General features: G+C 64.4%; 17 protein-coding genes. 15 read left to right on the forward strand and 2 right to left on the reverse strand.

Annotated elements, in window-relative coordinates; genetic code table 11:
- Positions 1-53: 53 nt before the first annotated feature.
- Positions 54-704, reverse strand: a complete 651-nt coding sequence (locus IVA87_RS19395) for a glutathione S-transferase family protein (RefSeq protein ID WP_247277514.1) — start codon at positions 702-704, stop codon at positions 54-56.
- 625 nt (positions 705-1,329) lie between these two features.
- Between IVA87_RS19395 and IVA87_RS19400 the strand changes: the two genes are divergently transcribed.
- The 7 genes from IVA87_RS19400 (at position 1,330) to IVA87_RS19430 (ending at position 9,359) form a co-directional block, all read left to right on the forward strand.
- Positions 1,330-2,532, forward strand: a complete 1,203-nt coding sequence (locus tag IVA87_RS19400) for a pyridoxal phosphate-dependent aminotransferase (RefSeq protein ID WP_247308230.1) — start codon at positions 1,330-1,332, stop codon at positions 2,530-2,532.
- A gap of 159 nt (positions 2,533-2,691) precedes the next feature.
- Positions 2,692-3,171 (forward strand): DUF992 domain-containing protein, encoded by a 480-nt coding sequence (locus IVA87_RS19405; RefSeq protein WP_247308227.1) that lies wholly within the window; start codon positions 2,692-2,694, stop codon positions 3,169-3,171.
- A gap of 223 nt (positions 3,172-3,394) precedes the next feature.
- A complete protein-coding gene (locus IVA87_RS19410) occupies positions 3,395-5,443 on the forward strand; it encodes an elongation factor G (RefSeq protein WP_247308224.1) in 2,049 nt (682 codons plus the stop codon).
- Between the two features lie 198 nt (positions 5,444-5,641).
- Entirely contained in the window at positions 5,642-5,914 is a 273-nt protein-coding gene (locus tag IVA87_RS19415; RefSeq protein ID WP_247277510.1) for a helix-turn-helix transcriptional regulator, read from the forward strand.
- A gap of 93 nt (positions 5,915-6,007) precedes the next feature.
- A complete protein-coding gene (locus tag IVA87_RS19420; protein WP_247308220.1) occupies positions 6,008-7,750 on the forward strand; it encodes a SulP family inorganic anion transporter in 1,743 nt (580 codons plus the stop codon).
- A gap of 92 nt (positions 7,751-7,842) precedes the next feature.
- Entirely contained in the window at positions 7,843-8,676 is an 834-nt protein-coding gene (locus tag IVA87_RS19425; protein ID WP_247308218.1) for a shikimate dehydrogenase, read from the forward strand.
- Between the two features lie 56 nt (positions 8,677-8,732).
- Positions 8,733-9,359, forward strand: a complete 627-nt coding sequence (locus tag IVA87_RS19430) for a hypothetical protein (RefSeq protein ID WP_247334609.1) — start codon at positions 8,733-8,735, stop codon at positions 9,357-9,359.
- Between the two features lie 183 nt (positions 9,360-9,542).
- On the opposite strand, the gene IVA87_RS19435 is transcribed toward IVA87_RS19430, so the two are convergent.
- Positions 9,543-10,685, reverse strand: a complete 1,143-nt coding sequence (locus tag IVA87_RS19435) for an alpha-hydroxy acid oxidase (RefSeq protein ID WP_247308213.1) — start codon at positions 10,683-10,685, stop codon at positions 9,543-9,545.
- A 103-nt stretch (positions 10,686-10,788) separates the two neighbouring features.
- Between IVA87_RS19435 and IVA87_RS19440 the strand changes: the two genes are divergently transcribed.
- From IVA87_RS19440 to IVA87_RS19475, 8 genes are all read left to right on the forward strand, one after another.
- A complete protein-coding gene (locus IVA87_RS19440; RefSeq protein ID WP_247308210.1) occupies positions 10,789-10,956 on the forward strand; it encodes a hypothetical protein in 168 nt (55 codons plus the stop codon).
- 221 nt (positions 10,957-11,177) lie between these two features.
- Complete coding sequence (gene glmM, locus IVA87_RS19445; protein ID WP_247308207.1) at positions 11,178-12,521, forward strand: phosphoglucosamine mutase; 1,344 nt, start codon at positions 11,178-11,180, stop codon at positions 12,519-12,521.
- Positions 12,522-12,790: 269 nt separating this feature from the next.
- Positions 12,791-14,035, forward strand: coding sequence for an MFS transporter (locus tag IVA87_RS19450; RefSeq protein ID WP_247308202.1), 1,245 nt, complete (start codon positions 12,791-12,793; stop codon positions 14,033-14,035).
- A gap of 238 nt (positions 14,036-14,273) precedes the next feature.
- On the forward strand, positions 14,274-15,116 hold the full coding sequence (locus IVA87_RS19455; RefSeq protein WP_247308200.1) for an outer membrane beta-barrel protein: 843 nt from the start codon (positions 14,274-14,276) through the stop codon (positions 15,114-15,116).
- A 169-nt stretch (positions 15,117-15,285) separates the two neighbouring features.
- On the forward strand, positions 15,286-16,164 hold the full coding sequence (locus IVA87_RS19460; protein ID WP_247334610.1) for an outer membrane beta-barrel protein: 879 nt from the start codon (positions 15,286-15,288) through the stop codon (positions 16,162-16,164).
- A gap of 69 nt (positions 16,165-16,233) precedes the next feature.
- Complete coding sequence (locus tag IVA87_RS19465) at positions 16,234-16,824, forward strand: glutathione S-transferase family protein (RefSeq protein WP_247308176.1); 591 nt, start codon at positions 16,234-16,236, stop codon at positions 16,822-16,824.
- A 16-nt stretch (positions 16,825-16,840) separates the two neighbouring features.
- On the forward strand, positions 16,841-17,305 hold the full coding sequence (locus IVA87_RS19470) for a GNAT family N-acetyltransferase (protein WP_247308174.1): 465 nt from the start codon (positions 16,841-16,843) through the stop codon (positions 17,303-17,305).
- A gap of 173 nt (positions 17,306-17,478) precedes the next feature.
- Positions 17,479-17,670 (forward strand): hypothetical protein, encoded by a 192-nt coding sequence (locus IVA87_RS19475; RefSeq protein WP_247308172.1) that lies wholly within the window; start codon positions 17,479-17,481, stop codon positions 17,668-17,670.
- Positions 17,671-17,727 lie beyond the last annotated feature (57 nt).

The raw sequence follows: 17,727 nt of genomic DNA on the forward strand, positions 1-17,727 counted from the left end.
ATTGCGGCAAAGACGACCCTTGTGCCCGCTATTCGCCAGCGGGGACTAGCCTGTCAGGCGCCCACGGCGATGCTGGCGGGGTCGTCGACGTCGGCCGGGCGCCAGTCCATCGTGACGAAGCCGGGCGCAGATTCGACGCGCTTCAGCCAGTCCCGGATCGCCGGAAAGGTCGAAAGGTCGAAATCGCAGCGATCGGCGAGGTGGGTGTAGCCGTAGAGCGCGATGTCGGCGACCGTCAGCTGGCGCGCGGCGAAATAGGCGTTGGTCTTGAGATGGTTCTCCATGACCTGGAGCGCGCCATAGCCGCGCTCCATCCAGTCCTCGAGCGAATGGGTCTGGAGATCGCGGCCGCCCTTGACCAGCGACAGCCAGAAATAGGCCGCGCCGATGTTGGGCTCGAGCGCGTGCTGTTCGAAGAACATCCATTGCAGCGCCTCGGCGCGGTCGATGCGGTTCTCCGGCGCGAGCGGCGTGCCGACAGCGACGTACCAGAGGATGGCGTTGGACTCGGCGAGATAGCGGTCCCCGCCAACCTCGAGCAGCGGCACCTGGCCGGACGGGTTCTTCGCCAGAAAGTCCGGCGTGCGGCTCTCGCCGCGCAGAATGTCGACCTCGATGGCTTCGTAGGGCACGTTGAGCAGCGCCAGCGCAAGGCGGACCTTGTAGCTGTTGCCGGAGCGCTGCATCGAATAGAGCTTGTACATTCTGGGAGTTCGTTTCCGAGGATGGGAAGGCGCGGCGCTGGCTGCCCTGCAGCGCGGCTAAACAATGATGCCGATGCGAATCCGCCGCAAGAGCCAGCCAATAGAAAAACTCGAAATCCCTACCGCACTGCAACGGTGCGGAAGATCATTTCCGCGCGACCGCGCAAACGAGATCACGCTTGCGTTAGAGCACGGGCGCGTTGCGTCGGCTATTCGTGAACTCGGCGACGATCGCATGCGATTTGGATGCAGCGCGCCGTCATGCCCAGGCTTGTCCTGAGGCATCCACGTTCGTCGTGCGCGCGGCTAGGCGTGGATGGCCGGGACCCGGCTACGCCAAGGCTTCGCCGTTTGGGCCGGCGAAACTTCAGCAAAGACGGCAAGCCCGGCCATGAGAGGAAGCGACAAATTGCTCCGAGGACAAGCCTTGCCGGATATGAGGGATTCGGCGGGCAAAGTTGCGGAACATTGCGGTAATCGCTGCTCGAAACGCTGGAAATCCGTAAACTTCTGCGAGATCGGGCCGAAGTGTCTTGCGGTGCAGCGGCTCCCGTTTTAGGGTGGCTCATTCCCACAATCGGAGTCGTGAGGCGAAGGGCTTCACGACGCTTGTCAGGAGATGACGATGTCCTTCCTTGCCGCTGCGCTCGACCGTGTGAAGCCGTCCGCGACCATCGCGGTCACGGATAAAGCACGCGCGCTGAAAGCGGCGGGCCGCAATGTCATCGGCCTCGGCGCCGGCGAGCCCGATTTCGACACGCCCGCCAACATTAAGCTGGCGGCGATCCGCGCTATCGAAGCCGGCAAGACCAAGTACACCGCGGTCGACGGCATTCCCGAGTTGAAGGAAGCCATCATCGCCAAGTTTCAGCGCGAGAACGGCGTCACCTACAAGCCGAACCAGGTCATCGTCGGCACCGGCGGCAAGCAGGTGCTCTACAACGCGCTGATGGCGACCATCAATCCGGGCGACGAGGTGATCATTCCCGCGCCCTATTGGGTCAGCTATCCTGAGATGGTGGCGCTCGCCGGTGGCGAGCCAGTGCCGGTGGTCTGCACCGCTGCGACAGGCTTCAAGCTTCAAGCCGAAGCGCTGGAGCGCGCGATCACGCCCAAGACCAAATGGGTGATCCTGTGCTCGCCGTCGAACCCGACGGGAGCTGCCTACACCAAGTCCGAGCTGAAGGCGCTCACCGACGTGCTGCTCAGGCATCCCCACGTCTGGGTGATGACCGACGACATGTACGAGCATCTCGTCTATGACGACTTCCAGTTCACCACGGTCGCGCAGGTCGAGCCGAAACTCTACGACCGCACGCTCACCGTGAACGGCGTGTCGAAGGCCTATTGCATGACCGGCTGGCGCATCGGCTATGCCGGCGGTCCGGCGCAGCTGATCAAGGCGATGTCGACGATCCAGTCGCAGTCGACCTCCAATCCTTCGTCTATTGCGCAATGGGCTGCGGTCGAAGCGCTGAACGGTCCGCAGGACTTCATCCCCGCCAACAACAAGGTATTCAAGGAGCGCCGCGACCTCGTCGTCTCCATGCTCAATCAGGCCAAAGGCATCGAGTGCCCGCGGCCGGAAGGGGCGTTCTACGTCTATCCGTCCTGCGCCGGCACGATCGGCAAGACCGCGCCGTCGGGCAAGGTGATCGACAATGACGAGACGTTCGTCACCGAGCTGCTGGAAACCGAAGGCGTCGCCGTGGTGCAGGGGTCGGCTTTCGGCCTGGGACCGGCGTTTCGCATCTCCTATGCGACCAAGACTTCGGACCTCGAAGACGCCTGCAAGCGCATCCAGCGCTTCTGCGGCAATCTGCGGTAAGCGCGCAGCAAGGACGTGACATCAAAGGGCCCGCGGTTAGTGGGCCCTTTTTTCTGTCGCCTGCGCGCGATCTGGCCCCACCACAACTATTGTGGCATAGACCATCATGCGGCGTGTGCCGCGCCTTCCTGCTCGCACCATCATCGCCGGAGACGTTTCATGCGCCGTTCGTTCCTCCTCTCCGGGCTCGCCGCCGCAAGCCTTGTTGTCTCCGTCGCTGCCGCCGGCGCGCAGCAGCGGATGGCGCGGGTCGGCGTGCTCGAGTGCCGCGGCGGCGCCAGCGTCGGCTTCATCGTGGGATCGGTGACCCATCTCGGCTGCGTGCTGCGCGCCGATGGGCTGCCCGACGACCGCTACGTCGCGACCATCCGCAAAGTCGGTCTCGACATCGGCATCACCCAGGAGACGGCGCTCGCCTGGGGCGTGTTCGCGCCGGTCGACCGGCTCGGCCCCGGCGATCTCTCCGGCAATTACGCCGGCGCGCAGGGCAGCGCCTCAGTTGGCGTCGGCCTAGGGGGCAACGTGCTGGTCGGCGGCTCCAACAATTCGATCGCGCTTCAGCCGCTCAGCCTGCAGGGCCAGGTCGGCCTCAACATCGCCGCTGGTTTGGAGAGTCTGGAACTCCGTCCGGGCCGCTGATTGCCGTCAATTCTAACTGCACCGGCGGCGGCTCGCCTCTCCCCGTCGCGGCGAGGTGGAACGCTCGGACCGATAATCGTACCAATCGTCAAGAGTTGAAGTCTTAATCCAGCCGACGACGCACCGCAGCGACGTTTGATGCTTGCCAAATCTCGGGGACGGGCAGAGCATCTGCGCTGCCGACCCAATCATGGGCCGAGCTCCACAAAAAAGGAGACGGCGAATGGGACAGGACGTCAGAAGTCCCCGAGGTCCACGGTGCATTGCGCTGGTGGGCCCATTCCAAAGCGGTAAAACCACGCTTCTCGAAGCAATCCTGGCGCGAACGGGCGCAATCCCACGCGCCGGCAGCGTCGATGCCGGAACTTCTGTCGGTGACGCCACGCCCGAGGCCCGTCATCACAAGATGACCGTCGGCCTGACTGCCGCCACCACGACCTTCATGGGCGACAGTTACACCTTCCTCGACTGTCCCGGTTCCGTTGAATTCGCCTATGACATGCGCGCCGTGCTGCCTGCGGTCGACGCCGCGGTCGTGGTCTGCGAGGCCGACGAGAAGAAGCTGCCGCAGCTTCAGATCATCCTGCGCGAGCTGGAAGAGCTGAAGATCCCGCGTTTCCTGTTCCTCAACAAGATCGACCGCGCCACCGAGCGCGTGCGCGAGAGCCTCGCAACGCTACAGCCCGCCTCGCGCGTGCCGCTGGTACTGCGCCAGATCCCGATCTGGAATGGCGAGCTGATCGAGGGCTTCGTCGATCTCGCGCTCGAGCGCGCCTTCATCTATCGCGAACACAAGGCCTCCGAGGTGATCGCGCTCGAAGGCGGCAATCTCGACCGCGAGAAAGAGGCCCGCTTCTCGATGCTGGAGAAGCTCGCTGATCACGACGATGCGCTGATGGAGCAGCTTCTCGAGGACATCCAGCCGCCGCGCGATGCCGTGTTCGACGATCTCGCCCGCGAATTGCGCGAAGGGCTGATCTGTCCGGTGCTGCTGGGCGCCGCCGCGCGCGAAAACGGCGTGCTGCGCCTGATGAAGGCGCTGCGCCATGAGGCGCCGGGTGTCGCGGAGACCGCAAAACGTCTCGGCGTTCCCGAGACCAGGGATGCGCTCGGCTACGTCTTCAAGACGTTGCATTCGCAGCATGGCGGAAAATTGTCGCTGACGCGGCTGCTCGCCGGCCATCTCGACGACGGCGCCACGCTGCAATCCTCTTCCGGCGGCGCGGGACGCATCTCCGGCATCCTCGCCGTCAATGGCGCCTACGACACCAAACGTGCCTCGGCCGAAGCCGGCGACACCGTCGCGCTTGCCAAGCTCGATCCCGTGAAGACCGGCGACACTGTCTCGAGCGGCAAGACCCCGCCGGCGGCGCTCGTCACCGTGGAGCCGACGCCGCCGGTGCTCGCGATCTCGATCGCGGCGACCGATCGCAAGGACGACGTGAAGCTCGGCCAGGCGATGGCCCGCCTGCACGAGGAGGATCCCTCGCTGGTTGTTGTCCAGAACGCCCGGACCCACGACACCGTGCTGTGGGGCCAGGGCGAAATGCATCTGCGAGTCGCCGGCGAGCGGCTGCGCGACCGCTTCGGCGTCAAGGTCACCTCGCACCCGCCCGCGATCGGCTATCAGGAGACCATCCGCAAGCCGATCGTCCAGCGTGGCCGCCACAAGAAGCAGTCCGGCGGTCACGGCCAGTTTGGCGACGTCGTGCTCGAAATCCGGCCGCTGCCGCGCGGCGATGGCTTCAAGTTCGCCGAAAAGGTGGTGGGCGGCGCGGTGCCGCGCAACTACATCCCCGCGGTGGAGGAAGGCGTCGTCGACGGCTTGGCGCGCGGCCCGCTCGGCTTCCCCGTCACCGACGTGCAGGTGACGCTGACCGACGGCTCCTATCACAGCGTCGATTCGTCGGACCTCGCCTTCCGCACGGCGGCACGGATCGGGCTCAACGAGGGCCTGCCGCAATGCCAGCCGGTCTTGCTCGAGCCGATCCACATGGTCGAGATCGTCTGCCCGACCGATGCCACCGCCAAGATCAACGCGATCCTGTCGGCGCGGCGTGGCCAGATCCTCGGCTTCGACACCCGCGACGGCTGGAGCGGCTGGGACTGCGTTCGCGCCATGATGCCGGAAGCCGAGATCGGTGAGCTGATCGTCGAGCTGCGCTCGGCCACCGCCGGCGCCGGCAGCTTCACCCGCCAGTTCGACCACATGGCCGAAGTGACTGGCCGCGCCGCCGATCAGATCATTGCCGCTCATCAGCACGCGGCGTGATCTATTCGGGAAGCACAGTCCTCTCACTCCCTCTCCCCGCCCTTGCGTGGAGAGGGTGAGACGCTGGCTTGCCACCCTTTATTGCAAAGAGAGAGACAGCGAGCGCATAAAGCCCTTGCGGTCGGCCTCGTGTGATGTATTTTACATCATTGTGTATGTTCCAGATGTTATTTATAGGTTCTGATACGTGAGGCCACGGTGATCACGTCGTTCCAGATGCGGGCAGCGCGGGCGCTGCTCGGCATTGACCAGAAAACCCTGGCCGAGCTCGCCGGCGTTTCGCTGCCGACCATCCAGCGGATGGAAGCCAGCACCGGCAATGTTCGCGGCGTGGTCGAGACCCTGATCAAGGTGGTCGAGGCGTTCGATCGGGCGGGCGTCGAGCTGATCGGCGAGCAGGCCCGCAGCGACAGCGGCGGGCGCGGCGTTCGCCTCAAGCAGCCGGGGCCGCCGCGGCGGGTGGGGGCATGATCGGGCGTTGATCATGCTCGGGATCAGGATGGGCTAGCGCATCGTCGCACCTCGGCAACACGGGACGCACGATGCTTCGGAGCATCGTGGGGCATGAGCATCACAAGCGATCACGCGGGCAGACTGCATCAGCTTCGCCGGCCGACTTTTGCCGAATTGTATTTGCCAAAGCTCGTCACCGTCTGGCGTGAGGGATACGGCGCCGCGGACTTTCGCGCCGACGTCTTCGCCGGCCTCACGGTCGCGATCGTGGCGTTGCCGCTGTCGATGGCGATCGCGATCGCATCGGGCGTGACACCGGACCGCGGCCTCTACACCGCCGTTATCGGCGGCTTCATCGTGTCGATGCTCGGCGGCAGCCGTTTCCAGATCGGCGGACCCGCGGGCGCTTTCATCGTCCTGGTTGCGGTGACGGCCGAGCGGCACGGCGTCGAGGGCGTGATCCTCGCCACGCTGATGGCGGGGCTGTTCCTGGTGGCGGCGGGCCTGTTGCGGATCGGCACCTACATCAAGTTCATTCCCTATCCCGTGACCGTCGGCTTCACTGCCGGCATCGCCGTCATCATCTTTGCGAGCCAGCTCCGCGATCTCGGCGGCATCACGCTTGCGGGGAAAGAGCCCAGCGAATTCGTCCCGAAACTCGTTGCACTCGCCGGCGGCCTCACCACCGTCAATCCAGCCGCCGTCGCGGTCGCGATCGTCAGCATCGTCATCATTGGCGTGTTGCGTCGCTGGCGGCCGTCCTGGCCCGGCATCCTGATCGCGGTCGTGTTTGCGGCGATCGCAACTGCCGTATTGTCGCTGCCGGTCGAGACCATCGGCTCGCGCTTCGGCGGCATTCCGCGGGAATTGCCGTCGCCGGCGCTGCCCGCCTTCTCGCTTGAGAAGGCAAGGGCGGTGCTGCCGGATGCGATTGCGTTCGCGCTGTTGGCGGCGATCGAATCGCTGCTATCGGCAGTGGTGGCCGACGGCATGACCGGACGCCGCCACCGTTCCAATTGCGAGCTGGTGGCGCAAGGCGCCGCCAATATCGGCTCGGCGCTGTTCGGCGGAATCTGTGTCACCGGCCTGATCGCGCGCACCGCGACCAATATCCGCGCTGGCGCTCGCGGGCCGCTCGCGGGGATGCTGCACGCGCTCTTCCTGCTGTTGTTCATGCTGATCGCGGCGCCGCTCGCAAGCTACATTCCGCTGGCTGCGCTCGCCTCCGTGCTCGTCGTCGTGGCCTGGACCATGGCGGAGAAGCACGAATTCGCGACGCTGCTGCGCTCGTCATGGGGCGATGCCGTCGTGCTGCTCGCGACCTTCCTGCTCACGATCTTCCGCGATCTCACCGAAGGCATCCTGGTCGGCTTCGCGCTCGGCGCGGTGCTGTTCATCCATCGCATGGCGGAGATGACGGGCATCGAGGAGCGCACGCCGCTCGTGGCCGCCGATCGCCCCGACGACGGCAACGGTTCGCGCGTTCCCTACGATCCCGCGCTTGCGGTGGACCGCGACGTGCTGGTCTATCGCATCACCGGCGCGTTCTTCTTCGGCGCCGCCTCTGCGATCGGAAGCGTGCTCGACGGCATCGCCGACCGGCGCAAAGCCTTCGTGGTCGATTTCGCCGCGGTGCCGTTCCTGGACTCCACCGCGGCCAACGTGCTCGGGCGCGTCGCTGCGAGGGCTCATCGCCAGGGCATCAGGCTGTTCATCACGGGGGCCTCGCCAGCGGTTCGCCGCGCTCTGCTCACCCATGGCGTGACGCCGCCGCGTGCGCGCTATCGCCAGAGCCTCGCGCGCGCGATTGCTGACATCAAGAGCTCTGCAGCCGATGAGGCTGCCGCGAGCTGACGGCGCCGTGGCGATGCGGCGCTCGTGCGCTTGACAGAGCCTTCGGGACGCGAAATGGATCGCCTTCCATATCGCTTGAGGGAAGGACGACCGTGACCAGGGCTCCCGCCGCTTGTCTGATCGGATGGCCGGCGGCGCATTCGCGCTCGCCGCTGATTCATCATTACTGGCTGCGCACGCTCGGGATCGAGGGCGGCTACGTCATCGAGGCCGTCCCGCCCGAGGATTTGCGCGACTTCGTGCTGCGGCTGTCGCTGCGCGGCTTCGTCGGCGCCAACGTCACCATCCCGCACAAGGAGGACGTGCTGGCGCTGTCGAAACCCGATGCGCGCGCAACGGAGGTGGGTGCCGCCAATACGCTGTGGTTCGAAGACGGCGAGCTGCACTCGACCAATACCGACGTCGAAGGCTTCATCGGCAACCTCGATGCCAGCGCGCCCGGCTGGAATGCGGCTGAGGAGGCGCTGGTCCTCGGGGCCGGCGGCTCCTCGCGCGCGGTCGTGTTCGGACTGCGCGAGCAAGGCATCAAGCGCATCCATCTTGCCAATCGTACCATCGCGCGGGCGGAGGCGCTGGCAAGTCTGTTTGGGCCAAAGGTGCATCCTGTGACATGGGACAGCATCAACGACGTGCTGCCGCGTGCAAAACTTCTCGTGAACACGACCTCGCTCGGCATGCACGGCCAGCCTCCGCTCCATCTCGATGTGGCGCGCCTGCCGCAGGCGGCGGTGGTCGCCGATCTCGTTTATGTCCCGCTGGTGACGCCGCTGCTTGCGGCAGCCAAAGCGCACGGCCTGAAGACCGCCGACGGGCTCGGCATGTTGCTGCACCAGGCGGTGCGCGGCTTCGAGCTGTGGTTCGGCCGGCGTCCTCAAGTCACCGCCGAGCTGCGCGCGCTGGTCGAGGCCGATCTCACAAAGACTTGAGAGAATGGCGCGGCTGTTCCGGAGTTCTATCTCCGTGGGGACAACCGGAGACCGTCATGTCTGTTCAACGCGCAACTTTCACACGTCCACTTCTCGCCATCGCGATGGTGGCCCTCTCGACCTACTGCGCCGTCGCCCAGAAAGCGCCGGTGCCGACGCGTGTCCGCGGCACGATCGAGAGCGTCAATGGCGACACCATGCAGGTCAAGTCGCGCAGCGGCGAAGACTTCAAGCTTCACATCGCCGCTGATGTGAACGTCTCAGGCATCACCAAGATCTCACTCGCCGACATCAAGCCGGGTTCGTTCATCGGCGCCACCACCGTGCCGGGGCCGGACGGCAGCCAGAACGCGGTCGAGGTCCACGTGTTTCCGGAGAGCATGCGCGGCACCGGCGAGGGCTCGCGGCCCTGGGACCTTAAGCCCAACTCCAGCATGACCAATGCGACGGTCGCCGAGAGCGTGGTCGGCAATGACGGCCACACGCTGCTGGTCAAGTACAAGGACGGCGAGAAGAAGGTGTTCGTTCCCGACAACACGCCGGTAGTGACCTTGGTGCCCGGCGACAAATCCGATCTGAAGACCGGTGCCAAGGTCATCGCCTTCATGAAGCAATTGCCGGACGGCTCCTTCGAGACCAACCGCGTCAGCGTCGGCCGCGACGGCCTGACGCCGCCAATGTGAGGGGGAGCGGTCGCCAGATCTCCGCCGGGACGACGGTTGTGAGTGCTGCTGCATCTCGCCGGGCAGGGGGCAAAGGCGGGCTCGCGCCGTGCCCACGTCGTCTCTCAACTTGGAACGAAGGAGGGCACGCTTCCGCCTTGCGCGTCGAGCTACGGTGGACAAGCGCCCTGCCACCCTACGACGCTACGGTGCTGCTGCAATGATATGATCGTCGATCTCGTCGATCCGGTTGACGCCGCACAGGCCCATGGTCGTGAGCAGCTCGTTCTGGATGATATCGATCGCTTTGGCGACGCCGGCCTGGCCGCCAGCCCCCAGGCCATAGGCATAGGCGCGGCCGATCATGCAGGATTTGGCGCCGAGCGCGAGCGCGCGCATCACGTCCTGGCCGGAGCGGATGCCGCCGTCGAACATGATCTCCATCTTCTCGCCGACCGCGTCCGCAATCTCGGGCAGCACCTCGATCGATGACGGCGCGCCGTCGAGCTGCCGGCCGCCATGGTTGGAGACGACCAGGGCCTGCGCGCCGGTCTTGGCGGCTTCCTCGGCATCCTCGACGTCCAAAATGCCCTTGAGGATGAGCTTGCCCGGCCAGATGCTGCGGACCCACTCGACGTCCTTCCAGTTCAGCGAGGTGTCGAACTGCGACGCGGTCCATTCGGCGAGGCGGTTGAGATCCTCAGTGTTCTTCACGTGGCCGGCGATGTTGCCGAAGGTGCGGCGCTTGCCTTGCAGGACACCGGAAACCCAGGCCGGCTTGCTGGCGAAATCCAGCAATTTCGAGAGCGACCATTCCGGCGGCACCGTCATGCCGTTCTTGATGTCGGCGTGGCGCTGGCCGATCACCTGAAGGTCGACGGTCAGGACCAGCGCGCTGCACTTCGCTGCGACGGCGCGCTGGATCAATTCCTTGATGAAGCCGCGGTCCTTCATCACGTAGAGCTGGAACCAGAACGGCTTCTCGACATTGGCGGCGATGTCCTCGATCGAGCAGATCGACATCGTCGATTGCGTGAACGGGATACCGGCGGCCTGCGCGGCGCGGCAGGCATGGATCTCGCCGTCTCCATGCTGCATGCCGAGCAGGCCGACAGGCGCGAGGATCAGCGGCATGGTCGAGGGCTCGCCGAGGATTGTGGTCGAGGTGTCGCGTTTGGAGACGTCGACCAGGATGCGCTGGCGGAACTTGATCGCCTGCATGTCCTCGCGGTTAGCGCGCAGCGTCTCCTCGGCATAGGAGCCGCGGTCGCAATAGTCGAAGAACGCCTTCGGCACGCGGCGCTTATGCAGCGCACGGAGATCGTCGATACAGGTGATGTGCTTCATGATCGTTTCCCCGGCCCGTCTTGCATCGGATGATTTCGGGGTCATCTAGCATGGTTGGATGCACAGCCAAATCGTTTGCCAGACCGTTTTGCAGGAGGGCGCCATGACGAGGCCGCACGCCGGACCTTCGCCGGAAGAGATCAAGGAGAAGCGCGCCCTCGAGGAAGCGCTGGAAGAAGGTCTGGAAGAGACCTTTCCAGCGTCAGATCCCGTCAATGTCACCCAGCCGCCGCCGAGCCGCGGGGACGGGCATGTGAAGCGCACCGGCTAGGGACAGGTTCCGTTCCCGTTCCGGCTTCCCAGTGCGGAAATATAATGTTAACAATGTGTTATCGGGGCAGCGGCGTGCCCGGTTCCGTAATGATTTATCATATTTTTTGAAGCCAACTTAGCCGCGATGGCTTTATAAGTACTCGGCAAATCAGGGATGCGGGGCCCTTTCGGGCAGCCCGTGGTTGTAGAGGGGTCCCTGGTTGTTGCCTGGGGGACGATATGAGCCGCAAATATTTCGGGACGGACGGGATTCGGGGCCGCGCCAACGGACTGATCACGCCGGAGCTCGCGCTCAAGGTCGGCCAAGCCGCAGGGCTTGCGTTTCAGCGCGGTGACCATCGCCATCGAGTCGTGATCGGCAAGGACACCCGCCTGTCCGGCTACATGATCGAATACGCGATGGTCGCGGGCTTCACTTCGGTCGGCATGGACGTGCTGCTGGTCGGCCCGATGCCGACACCGGCGGTCGCGATGCTGACCAAATCCATGCGCGCCGATCTCGGCGTCATGATCTCGGCTTCGCACAATCTGTTCGAGGACAACGGCATCAAGCTGTTCGGCCCGCAGGGCTTCAAGCTCTCCGACGACGTCGAGAGGCAGATCGAGCAGCTGCTCGACGAATCCCTCGACAAGCGTCTCGCACAGAGCGCGAGCCTGGGTCGCGCCCGCCGCATCGACGGCGTGCATGACCGCTACATCGAATTCGCCAAGCGCACGCTGCCGCGCGATCTGTCGCTCGACGGGCTGCGCGTCGTGATCGATTGCGCCAATGGCGCCGCCTACAAGGTGGTGCCGGAGGCGCTATGGGAATTGGGTGCGGATGTGGTGCCGATCGGCGTCGAGCCCGACGGCTTCAACATCAACAAGGAATGCGGCTCCACCTCGCCGGAAGCCTTGTCGAAGAAAGTGCGCGAGATGCGCGCCGACATCGGCATTGCGCTCGACGGTGACGCCGATCGCGTCATTCTGGTCGACGAGCGCGGCCATCTGGTCGACGGCGACCAGCTGCTCGCGGTGATCGCGCAAAGCTGGAAGGAGGACGGCCGGCTGTCGCGGCCGGGCATCGTCGCCACCGTGATGTCCAATCTCGGCCTCGAGCGCTTCCTCAACGGGCAGGGGCTCGATCTCGTCCGCACGCCGGTCGGCGACCGCTACGTGCTCGAGCAGATGCTCAGCGGCGGCTACAATCTCGGCGGCGAGCAGTCCGGCCACATCATCCTGTCCGACTACGCGACCACCGGCGACGGCTTCGTTGCGGCCCTGCAGGTGCTGGCGGTGGTGCAGAAGCTGCGCCGCCCCGTCTCCGAAGTCTGCCACCGCTTCGATCCGCTGCCGCAGATCCTGAAGAACGTGCGCCACAAGGGCGGCAAGCCGCTCGACGATTCCGACGTCAAGTCGGCGATCTCCGACGGCGAGAAGCGCCTCAACGGCCACGGCCGCCTCCTGATCCGCTCCTCCGGCACGGAGCCTGTGATCCGCGTCATGGGCGAAGGCGAGGACCGCATCCTGGTCGAGGACGTCGTCGATACCATCGTCTCCGCGCTGGGCCAGGCGGCGGCATGAGGGCTCTTCGTTCTCCCCTTGCGGGAGAAGGTGGCGCGAAGCGCCGGATGAGGGGTTCTATCGCCGCCCCCAACTGCCAGAGAGACTCGCGGAGGCAGACCCCTCACCCGTCTCGCCGCTGACGCGGCGATCCACCCTCTCCCACAAGGGGTCCCACAACGGGAGAGGGTAAGTCCCGCGCATTCCAGCCATGGGCGATTGGCGGTGGATCGGCTGCAGCTTGCATCGTAATGAGCGGATGCTTCGCTGCGCCTGCCGGGATTGCTGCATTGAACAAGCCTGTCGTCGTCTCAGAGGAAACACTGACCGAGCCCGTTGTCGTCAACGACGTGGCACCCGCCAAAGCGCCAGGGCCGGTCTACGTGGTGCTCGCCGGCATCAGCGTCTCGCACTTCCTCAACGACACCATGCAGTCGCTGATCGCCTCGGTCTATCCGATCCTGAAGGACACCTATGCGCTCGATTTCGCGCAGATCGGCATGATCACGCTGGCCTTCCAGTTCACGGCCTCGCTGCTCCAGCCGGTGGTCGGGCACTACACTGACAAGAAGGCGCAGCCCTATTCGCTGGCGATCGGCATGGCCTCGACCTTCTTCGGCCTCTTGCTGCTCAGCGCCGCGCATCAATACCTCGTCATTCTCATCGCTGCTGCGCTGGTGGGTCTCGGCTCGGCGGTGTTTCACCCGGAGTCCGCGCGCATCGCGCGGCTCGCCTCCGGCGGCCGCTACGGCTTTGCGCAATCGGTGTTCCAGCTCGGCGGCAGTTTCGGCACCTCGATGGGGCCGGTGCTCGCCGCGCTCATCGTCGTGCCGTTCGGGCAGGGCAGCATCGCCTGGTTCTCTTCGATCGCCTTCCTCGCGATCCTCATCCTGTGGCGCATCGGCCGCTGGTACGCGCCGCAGATCACGGCGAAGAAGGCAGCCCCCGTTCACAGCCAGCCGGGCGGTCCGAGCTCGCGCCGTGTCGCGGTCGCGCTGCTCGTCCTGGTCGCGCTCTTGTTCTCCAAGCAGCTCTACGTGTCGAGCCTGTCGAGCTACTACATTTTCTACTTGATCGACCGCTTCGGCGTGTCGACGCAGGCTGCGCAGATCTATCTTTTCATCTTCCTCGCGGCGAACGCCGTGGGTGCGTTTCTCGGTGGTCCCTTGGGCGACCGCTTCGGCCGCAAGATCGTGATCTGGATCTCGATCCTCGGCGCGCTGCCGTTCACGCTGGCGCTGCCCTATGCCGGCCTCTATGCGAGCGCGGTGCTCAGCGTCGTCATCGGCCTGATCATCTCCTCGACGACGTCGTCGATTATCGTGTTCGCGCAGGAGCTGGTGCCGCATCGCTTCGGCATGATCTCCGGCGTGTTCTTCGGTGTCGCCTTCGGCATCGGTGGGCTGGGCGCGGCCGTGCTCGGCAAGCTCGCCGACCACACCTCGATCGCTTTCGTCTATCAGGTCTGCGCTTTTCTGCCGGCGATCGGCCTGCTTGCGGTGTTCCTGCCCAGGCTGCCTCGGCACGCGCGTTAACACATCCTCTTTTCCCCGCGTTGCGGTTCACACATCGTTAGGGAATGCGGCGAAGACAGTCGCATTTGGCGCTGCATTTTTGCAACGCTGGCGCGGCGCGCGCGTGTACGGTCAGAAAAAATCAACCTTAAAAATTAGGGTTAAGTGGCGCTTAAACATTTGGTGCCATCGTCCTCCCGTGAGTTTCCAGAACGTGAGGCGGCTGCATTTTGCCTCACCGGCCATAAGGACGAAGCCAATGCGTAGCGTTAAGTCTCTCCTCACCGCGGGTGCGGCAACCCTGATCTCGTCGATGGCATTCGCCGCCGATATGCCGATCGCGGCGCCCCCTCCGATGTACGCGCCGCCGGCCCCGCCCGCCGATTTCGGCGGCTGGTATCTGCGCGGTGATATTGGCATGACCAACCAGAGTGCCAAGCGCATCGACAGCGCCCTGCCGGCTGGGTATCAGAAGTCGACTGAGGGACTCGGCTTCGACTCTTCGCCACTGTTCGATCTCGGCGTCGGCTATCGCTTCAACAATTGGTTCCGTGCGGACGTGATCGGCCAGTACCGGGGCAAGGCTAACCTGCACGGTGCGGACAACGTCATTGGACCCGGCTTCGTCGGCACAAACAATTACAGCGGGAGCAAGTCCGAGTGGGTCGTCATGGCGAATGCCTATGTCGATCTCGGCACCTGGTGGTGCATCACCCCGTTCATCGGCGCCGGCGTCGGCGGCTCCTACAACAAGATCAGTGGCTTCCGTGACGACGGCGTTTCTTATAGCGCCGCGCTGACCCCGACTCCGAGCAACAGCGTCGCCTACTTCGCAGACAGCGGAAAGTGGAACTTCGCCTGGGCCGCTCATGCCGGTCTCGCCTACAAGGTCAATCCCGGGTTCACCGTCGAACTGGCCTACAGCTACATGAACCTCGGCGACGCGGCGCCTGGCAACTACCGCTTGTTCGACAACAGTGCCTCCGGTCCGACCTCTATCAAGATCAGGGAGCTCACCTCGCACGACGTTAAGCTCGGCGTGCGCTGGGATCTCAACAGTCCGCCGGTCTACGCGCCGCCGCCGCTCATCACCAAGGGCTGATCGGCAGCCTCATCGCTTAAAGTCTCTTAACGGCGCGGGATCATCCCGCGCCGTTTTGCTTTGCGTTTTTTTTCATTGCTGACGGAGGCGGGCGCCCCGGCCGCAACCATTGGTTAAGGTTAACAAGCCATGATCACCGGTGAAAGTTCGAGTTCGATGGAGCGTTGCAATGCGTGGGCTTTTGTGGGCAGCGGTGATGTTGGGGACGGTGTCTGCCGCGCAGGCGGCCGACATGCCGGACCTGCCGATCCTGCGCGGCGGCTTCACCGATGGCCTGTCGAAGTCATCTTATCATTGGGATGGCTTTTATGTCGGCGGCCAGTTCGGTTTCGCCACGACCGACATCGATTTCAGCCACGCGCCGAAATCGATGACCGACTTCATGCTGCGCAACAGCATCCTTCAAGCGCCGGTCGGCGGATGGTCGCTGCTGCCGAAGAACCACGTGCAGTCGACCGGGTTCGGCGCATATGTGGGTCGCAACTGGCAGATTTATGATGCCCTGATGGGCATCGAAGCCAATTACAGCTACATGAACAATATATCGAGTTCGGCCAGCGACTCCATGACGCGCATTCTCGACGGTGAGACAGCTCCGGCGGGCCATACCTATACCTATGTCACCTCGCTCGGTGGTGGCGCTTCGCTGAAGCTGAAGGATTATGCCACATTCCGCGGCCGAATCGGATGGGATGGTGGTGACTTCATGCCCTATGCCTTTGCCGGTCTGGCAATCGGGCGCGCCGAAGTTTCGCGATTCGCGACTGTGTCCTACATCAAGCATGACGACTACGATACGTCCGTCACAGTGGGCGGTGTCACCGCCACGACGCATCATCAGGACACGATTGATACGGGCGCCTGGTTGAGCGCTGAGCAGCGCGTGAACGCATTCATGTACGGATGGACCGCCGGTATAGGCGTCGAATACGCGATCTACAGCAACTTCCTCCTTCGCGCCGAATGGGAGCACGTCGGCTTCTCGAACGTGAAGGACATTTCCGTCGGCCTGAACAACTTCCGCGTGGGTGCCGGCTACAAGTTCTGATCCTCGCGCCTTCGGTTGACAACTTTCTCGCCTCCTGATGCTCTGTGGCTCCAGAGCAGGGCGGCAGCGATGAAGATCTATGGCGATAGCAATTCCGGAAATTGTCTGAAGGTGAAGTGGGTCTGCGATCATCTCGCATTGCCCTATCAGTGGATCGAGATCGACACGCGCAAGGGCGAGACGCGCACGCCGCAATTCCTGAAGATGAACGGCGCCGGCCAGGTGCCCACCGTCGCGTTCGACGACGGCCGCACGCTGGCGCAATCCAATGCCATCATCCGCTATCTCGCACGCGACAGCGCCCTCGTTCCGCGCGACGCCTTCATCGCGGCCAAGATGGACGAATGGCTGTTCTGGGAGCAGTACAGCCACGAGCCCTATATCGCTGTGTGCCGCTTCCTCCTGGTCTATCTCGGCAAGCAGGCGTCCGAGCTCGATCCTGAGAAGGTCAAGCGCGGTTATGCGGCGCTCGACCGCATGGAGCAGCATCTAGCGGCCAGCCGCTTCCTCGCCGGTGAGGCGGTTTCGCTCGCGGATGTCTCGCTGCTCGCCTATACCCGCGTTGCGCATGAGGGCGGCTTCGATCTCGGCCGCTTTGCGGCCGTCCGCCGCTGGATCGACCAGACTGAGGCCTTTCTCGGCCTTGCGCCGGCGCGCTGAGTCTGGAGTATCGCGCATGAACGCCGAAGCCGTCTCCATTCGCCGCGCGCGCCGCGACGACGTCGCCGTGATCGTTGCAATGCTCGCCGATGATCATCTCGGACGCGCGCGCGAGCGCGTGGAGGATCCGCTGCCCGCCGCCTATTACGCAGCATTCGCGCGGGTCGAGCGCGATCCCAATCTGACGCTTGTGGTCGCCGAGAGCGAGGGCAGGGTGGTCGGCTGCCTGCAACTCGCGATCCTGCCCGGCATCAGCTCGCAAGGCGGCGTGCGCGGTTTGCTCGAAGACGTCCGCGTTGCTTCCGATTGTCGCAGCCGCGGTATCGGCGAGCGGTTGGTGCAATGGGCGGTTGCGGAAGCAAAAGCACGCGGCTGCAATCTCGTCGAACTGCTGACGCATCAGACGCGCGTCGATGCGCAGCGCTTCTACAAGCGGCTCGGCTTCACGGCGAGTCATGTCGGTATGACTGTCCGCTTTTGACGCAGCGTGACGCAGGCGTTGCGCGATCAGCGGAATCGGATCGCGCATTCGTTCGTGTTAAGAGCCGGTAAACTACGCGTTCGTCGTTCACATTGATGAAGGAACGAACGGTGCTACGGCAGCGTCAGACACCGAGCTCGGTCGGTTCGGGGATTTCGATGACAAGCTATTCGATGATCAAGGTCGGCAACGACTATGTCGTGCAGGCCAATGACAAATGCATTTTGAAGGTCGGCAGCCGCCGCAGAGCCGCGCAATTGATCAGCGAAGCCACGGACTTGCTGAATGCGCTCGCTGCCGTCGAATCCCCTGATCTTGCGCCGGAGGCGCCTTCACTCCGCCGTGAGACGCCGGAACTTCCTTGACTGGTCTGCCCGATTCCCGTATCAGCCGCGGCGGGACACCTCCCCCCAACGGGAGGC

The sequence above is a fragment of the Bradyrhizobium sp. 147 genome (assembly GCF_023073935.1).
In the GTDB taxonomy this organism is placed as follows: Bacteria; Pseudomonadota; Alphaproteobacteria; order Rhizobiales; family Xanthobacteraceae; genus Bradyrhizobium.

Coding starts and splice junctions, on each gene's coding strand:
- IVA87_RS19395 (WP_247277514.1), bottom strand. CDS start 704: ATGTACAAGCTCTATTCGATGCAGCGCTCCGGCAACAGCTACAAGGTC.
- IVA87_RS19400 (WP_247308230.1), top strand. CDS start 1,330: ATGTCCTTCCTTGCCGCTGCGCTCGACCGTGTGAAGCCGTCCGCGACC.
- IVA87_RS19405 (WP_247308227.1), top strand. CDS start 2,692: ATGCGCCGTTCGTTCCTCCTCTCCGGGCTCGCCGCCGCAAGCCTTGTT.
- IVA87_RS19410 (WP_247308224.1), top strand. CDS start 3,395: ATGGGACAGGACGTCAGAAGTCCCCGAGGTCCACGGTGCATTGCGCTG.
- IVA87_RS19420 (WP_247308220.1), top strand. CDS start 6,008: ATGAGCATCACAAGCGATCACGCGGGCAGACTGCATCAGCTTCGCCGG.
- IVA87_RS19430 (WP_247334609.1), top strand. CDS start 8,733: ATGTCTGTTCAACGCGCAACTTTCACACGTCCACTTCTCGCCATCGCG.
- IVA87_RS19435 (WP_247308213.1), bottom strand. CDS start 10,685: ATGAAGCACATCACCTGTATCGACGATCTCCGTGCGCTGCATAAGCGC.
- IVA87_RS19440 (WP_247308210.1), top strand. CDS start 10,789: ATGACGAGGCCGCACGCCGGACCTTCGCCGGAAGAGATCAAGGAGAAG.
- glmM (WP_247308207.1), top strand. CDS start 11,178: ATGAGCCGCAAATATTTCGGGACGGACGGGATTCGGGGCCGCGCCAAC.
- IVA87_RS19455 (WP_247308200.1), top strand. CDS start 14,274: ATGCGTAGCGTTAAGTCTCTCCTCACCGCGGGTGCGGCAACCCTGATC.
- IVA87_RS19460 (WP_247334610.1), top strand. CDS start 15,286: ATGCGTGGGCTTTTGTGGGCAGCGGTGATGTTGGGGACGGTGTCTGCC.
- IVA87_RS19465 (WP_247308176.1), top strand. CDS start 16,234: ATGAAGATCTATGGCGATAGCAATTCCGGAAATTGTCTGAAGGTGAAG.
- IVA87_RS19470 (WP_247308174.1), top strand. CDS start 16,841: ATGAACGCCGAAGCCGTCTCCATTCGCCGCGCGCGCCGCGACGACGTC.
- IVA87_RS19475 (WP_247308172.1), top strand. CDS start 17,479: ATGATCAAGGTCGGCAACGACTATGTCGTGCAGGCCAATGACAAATGC.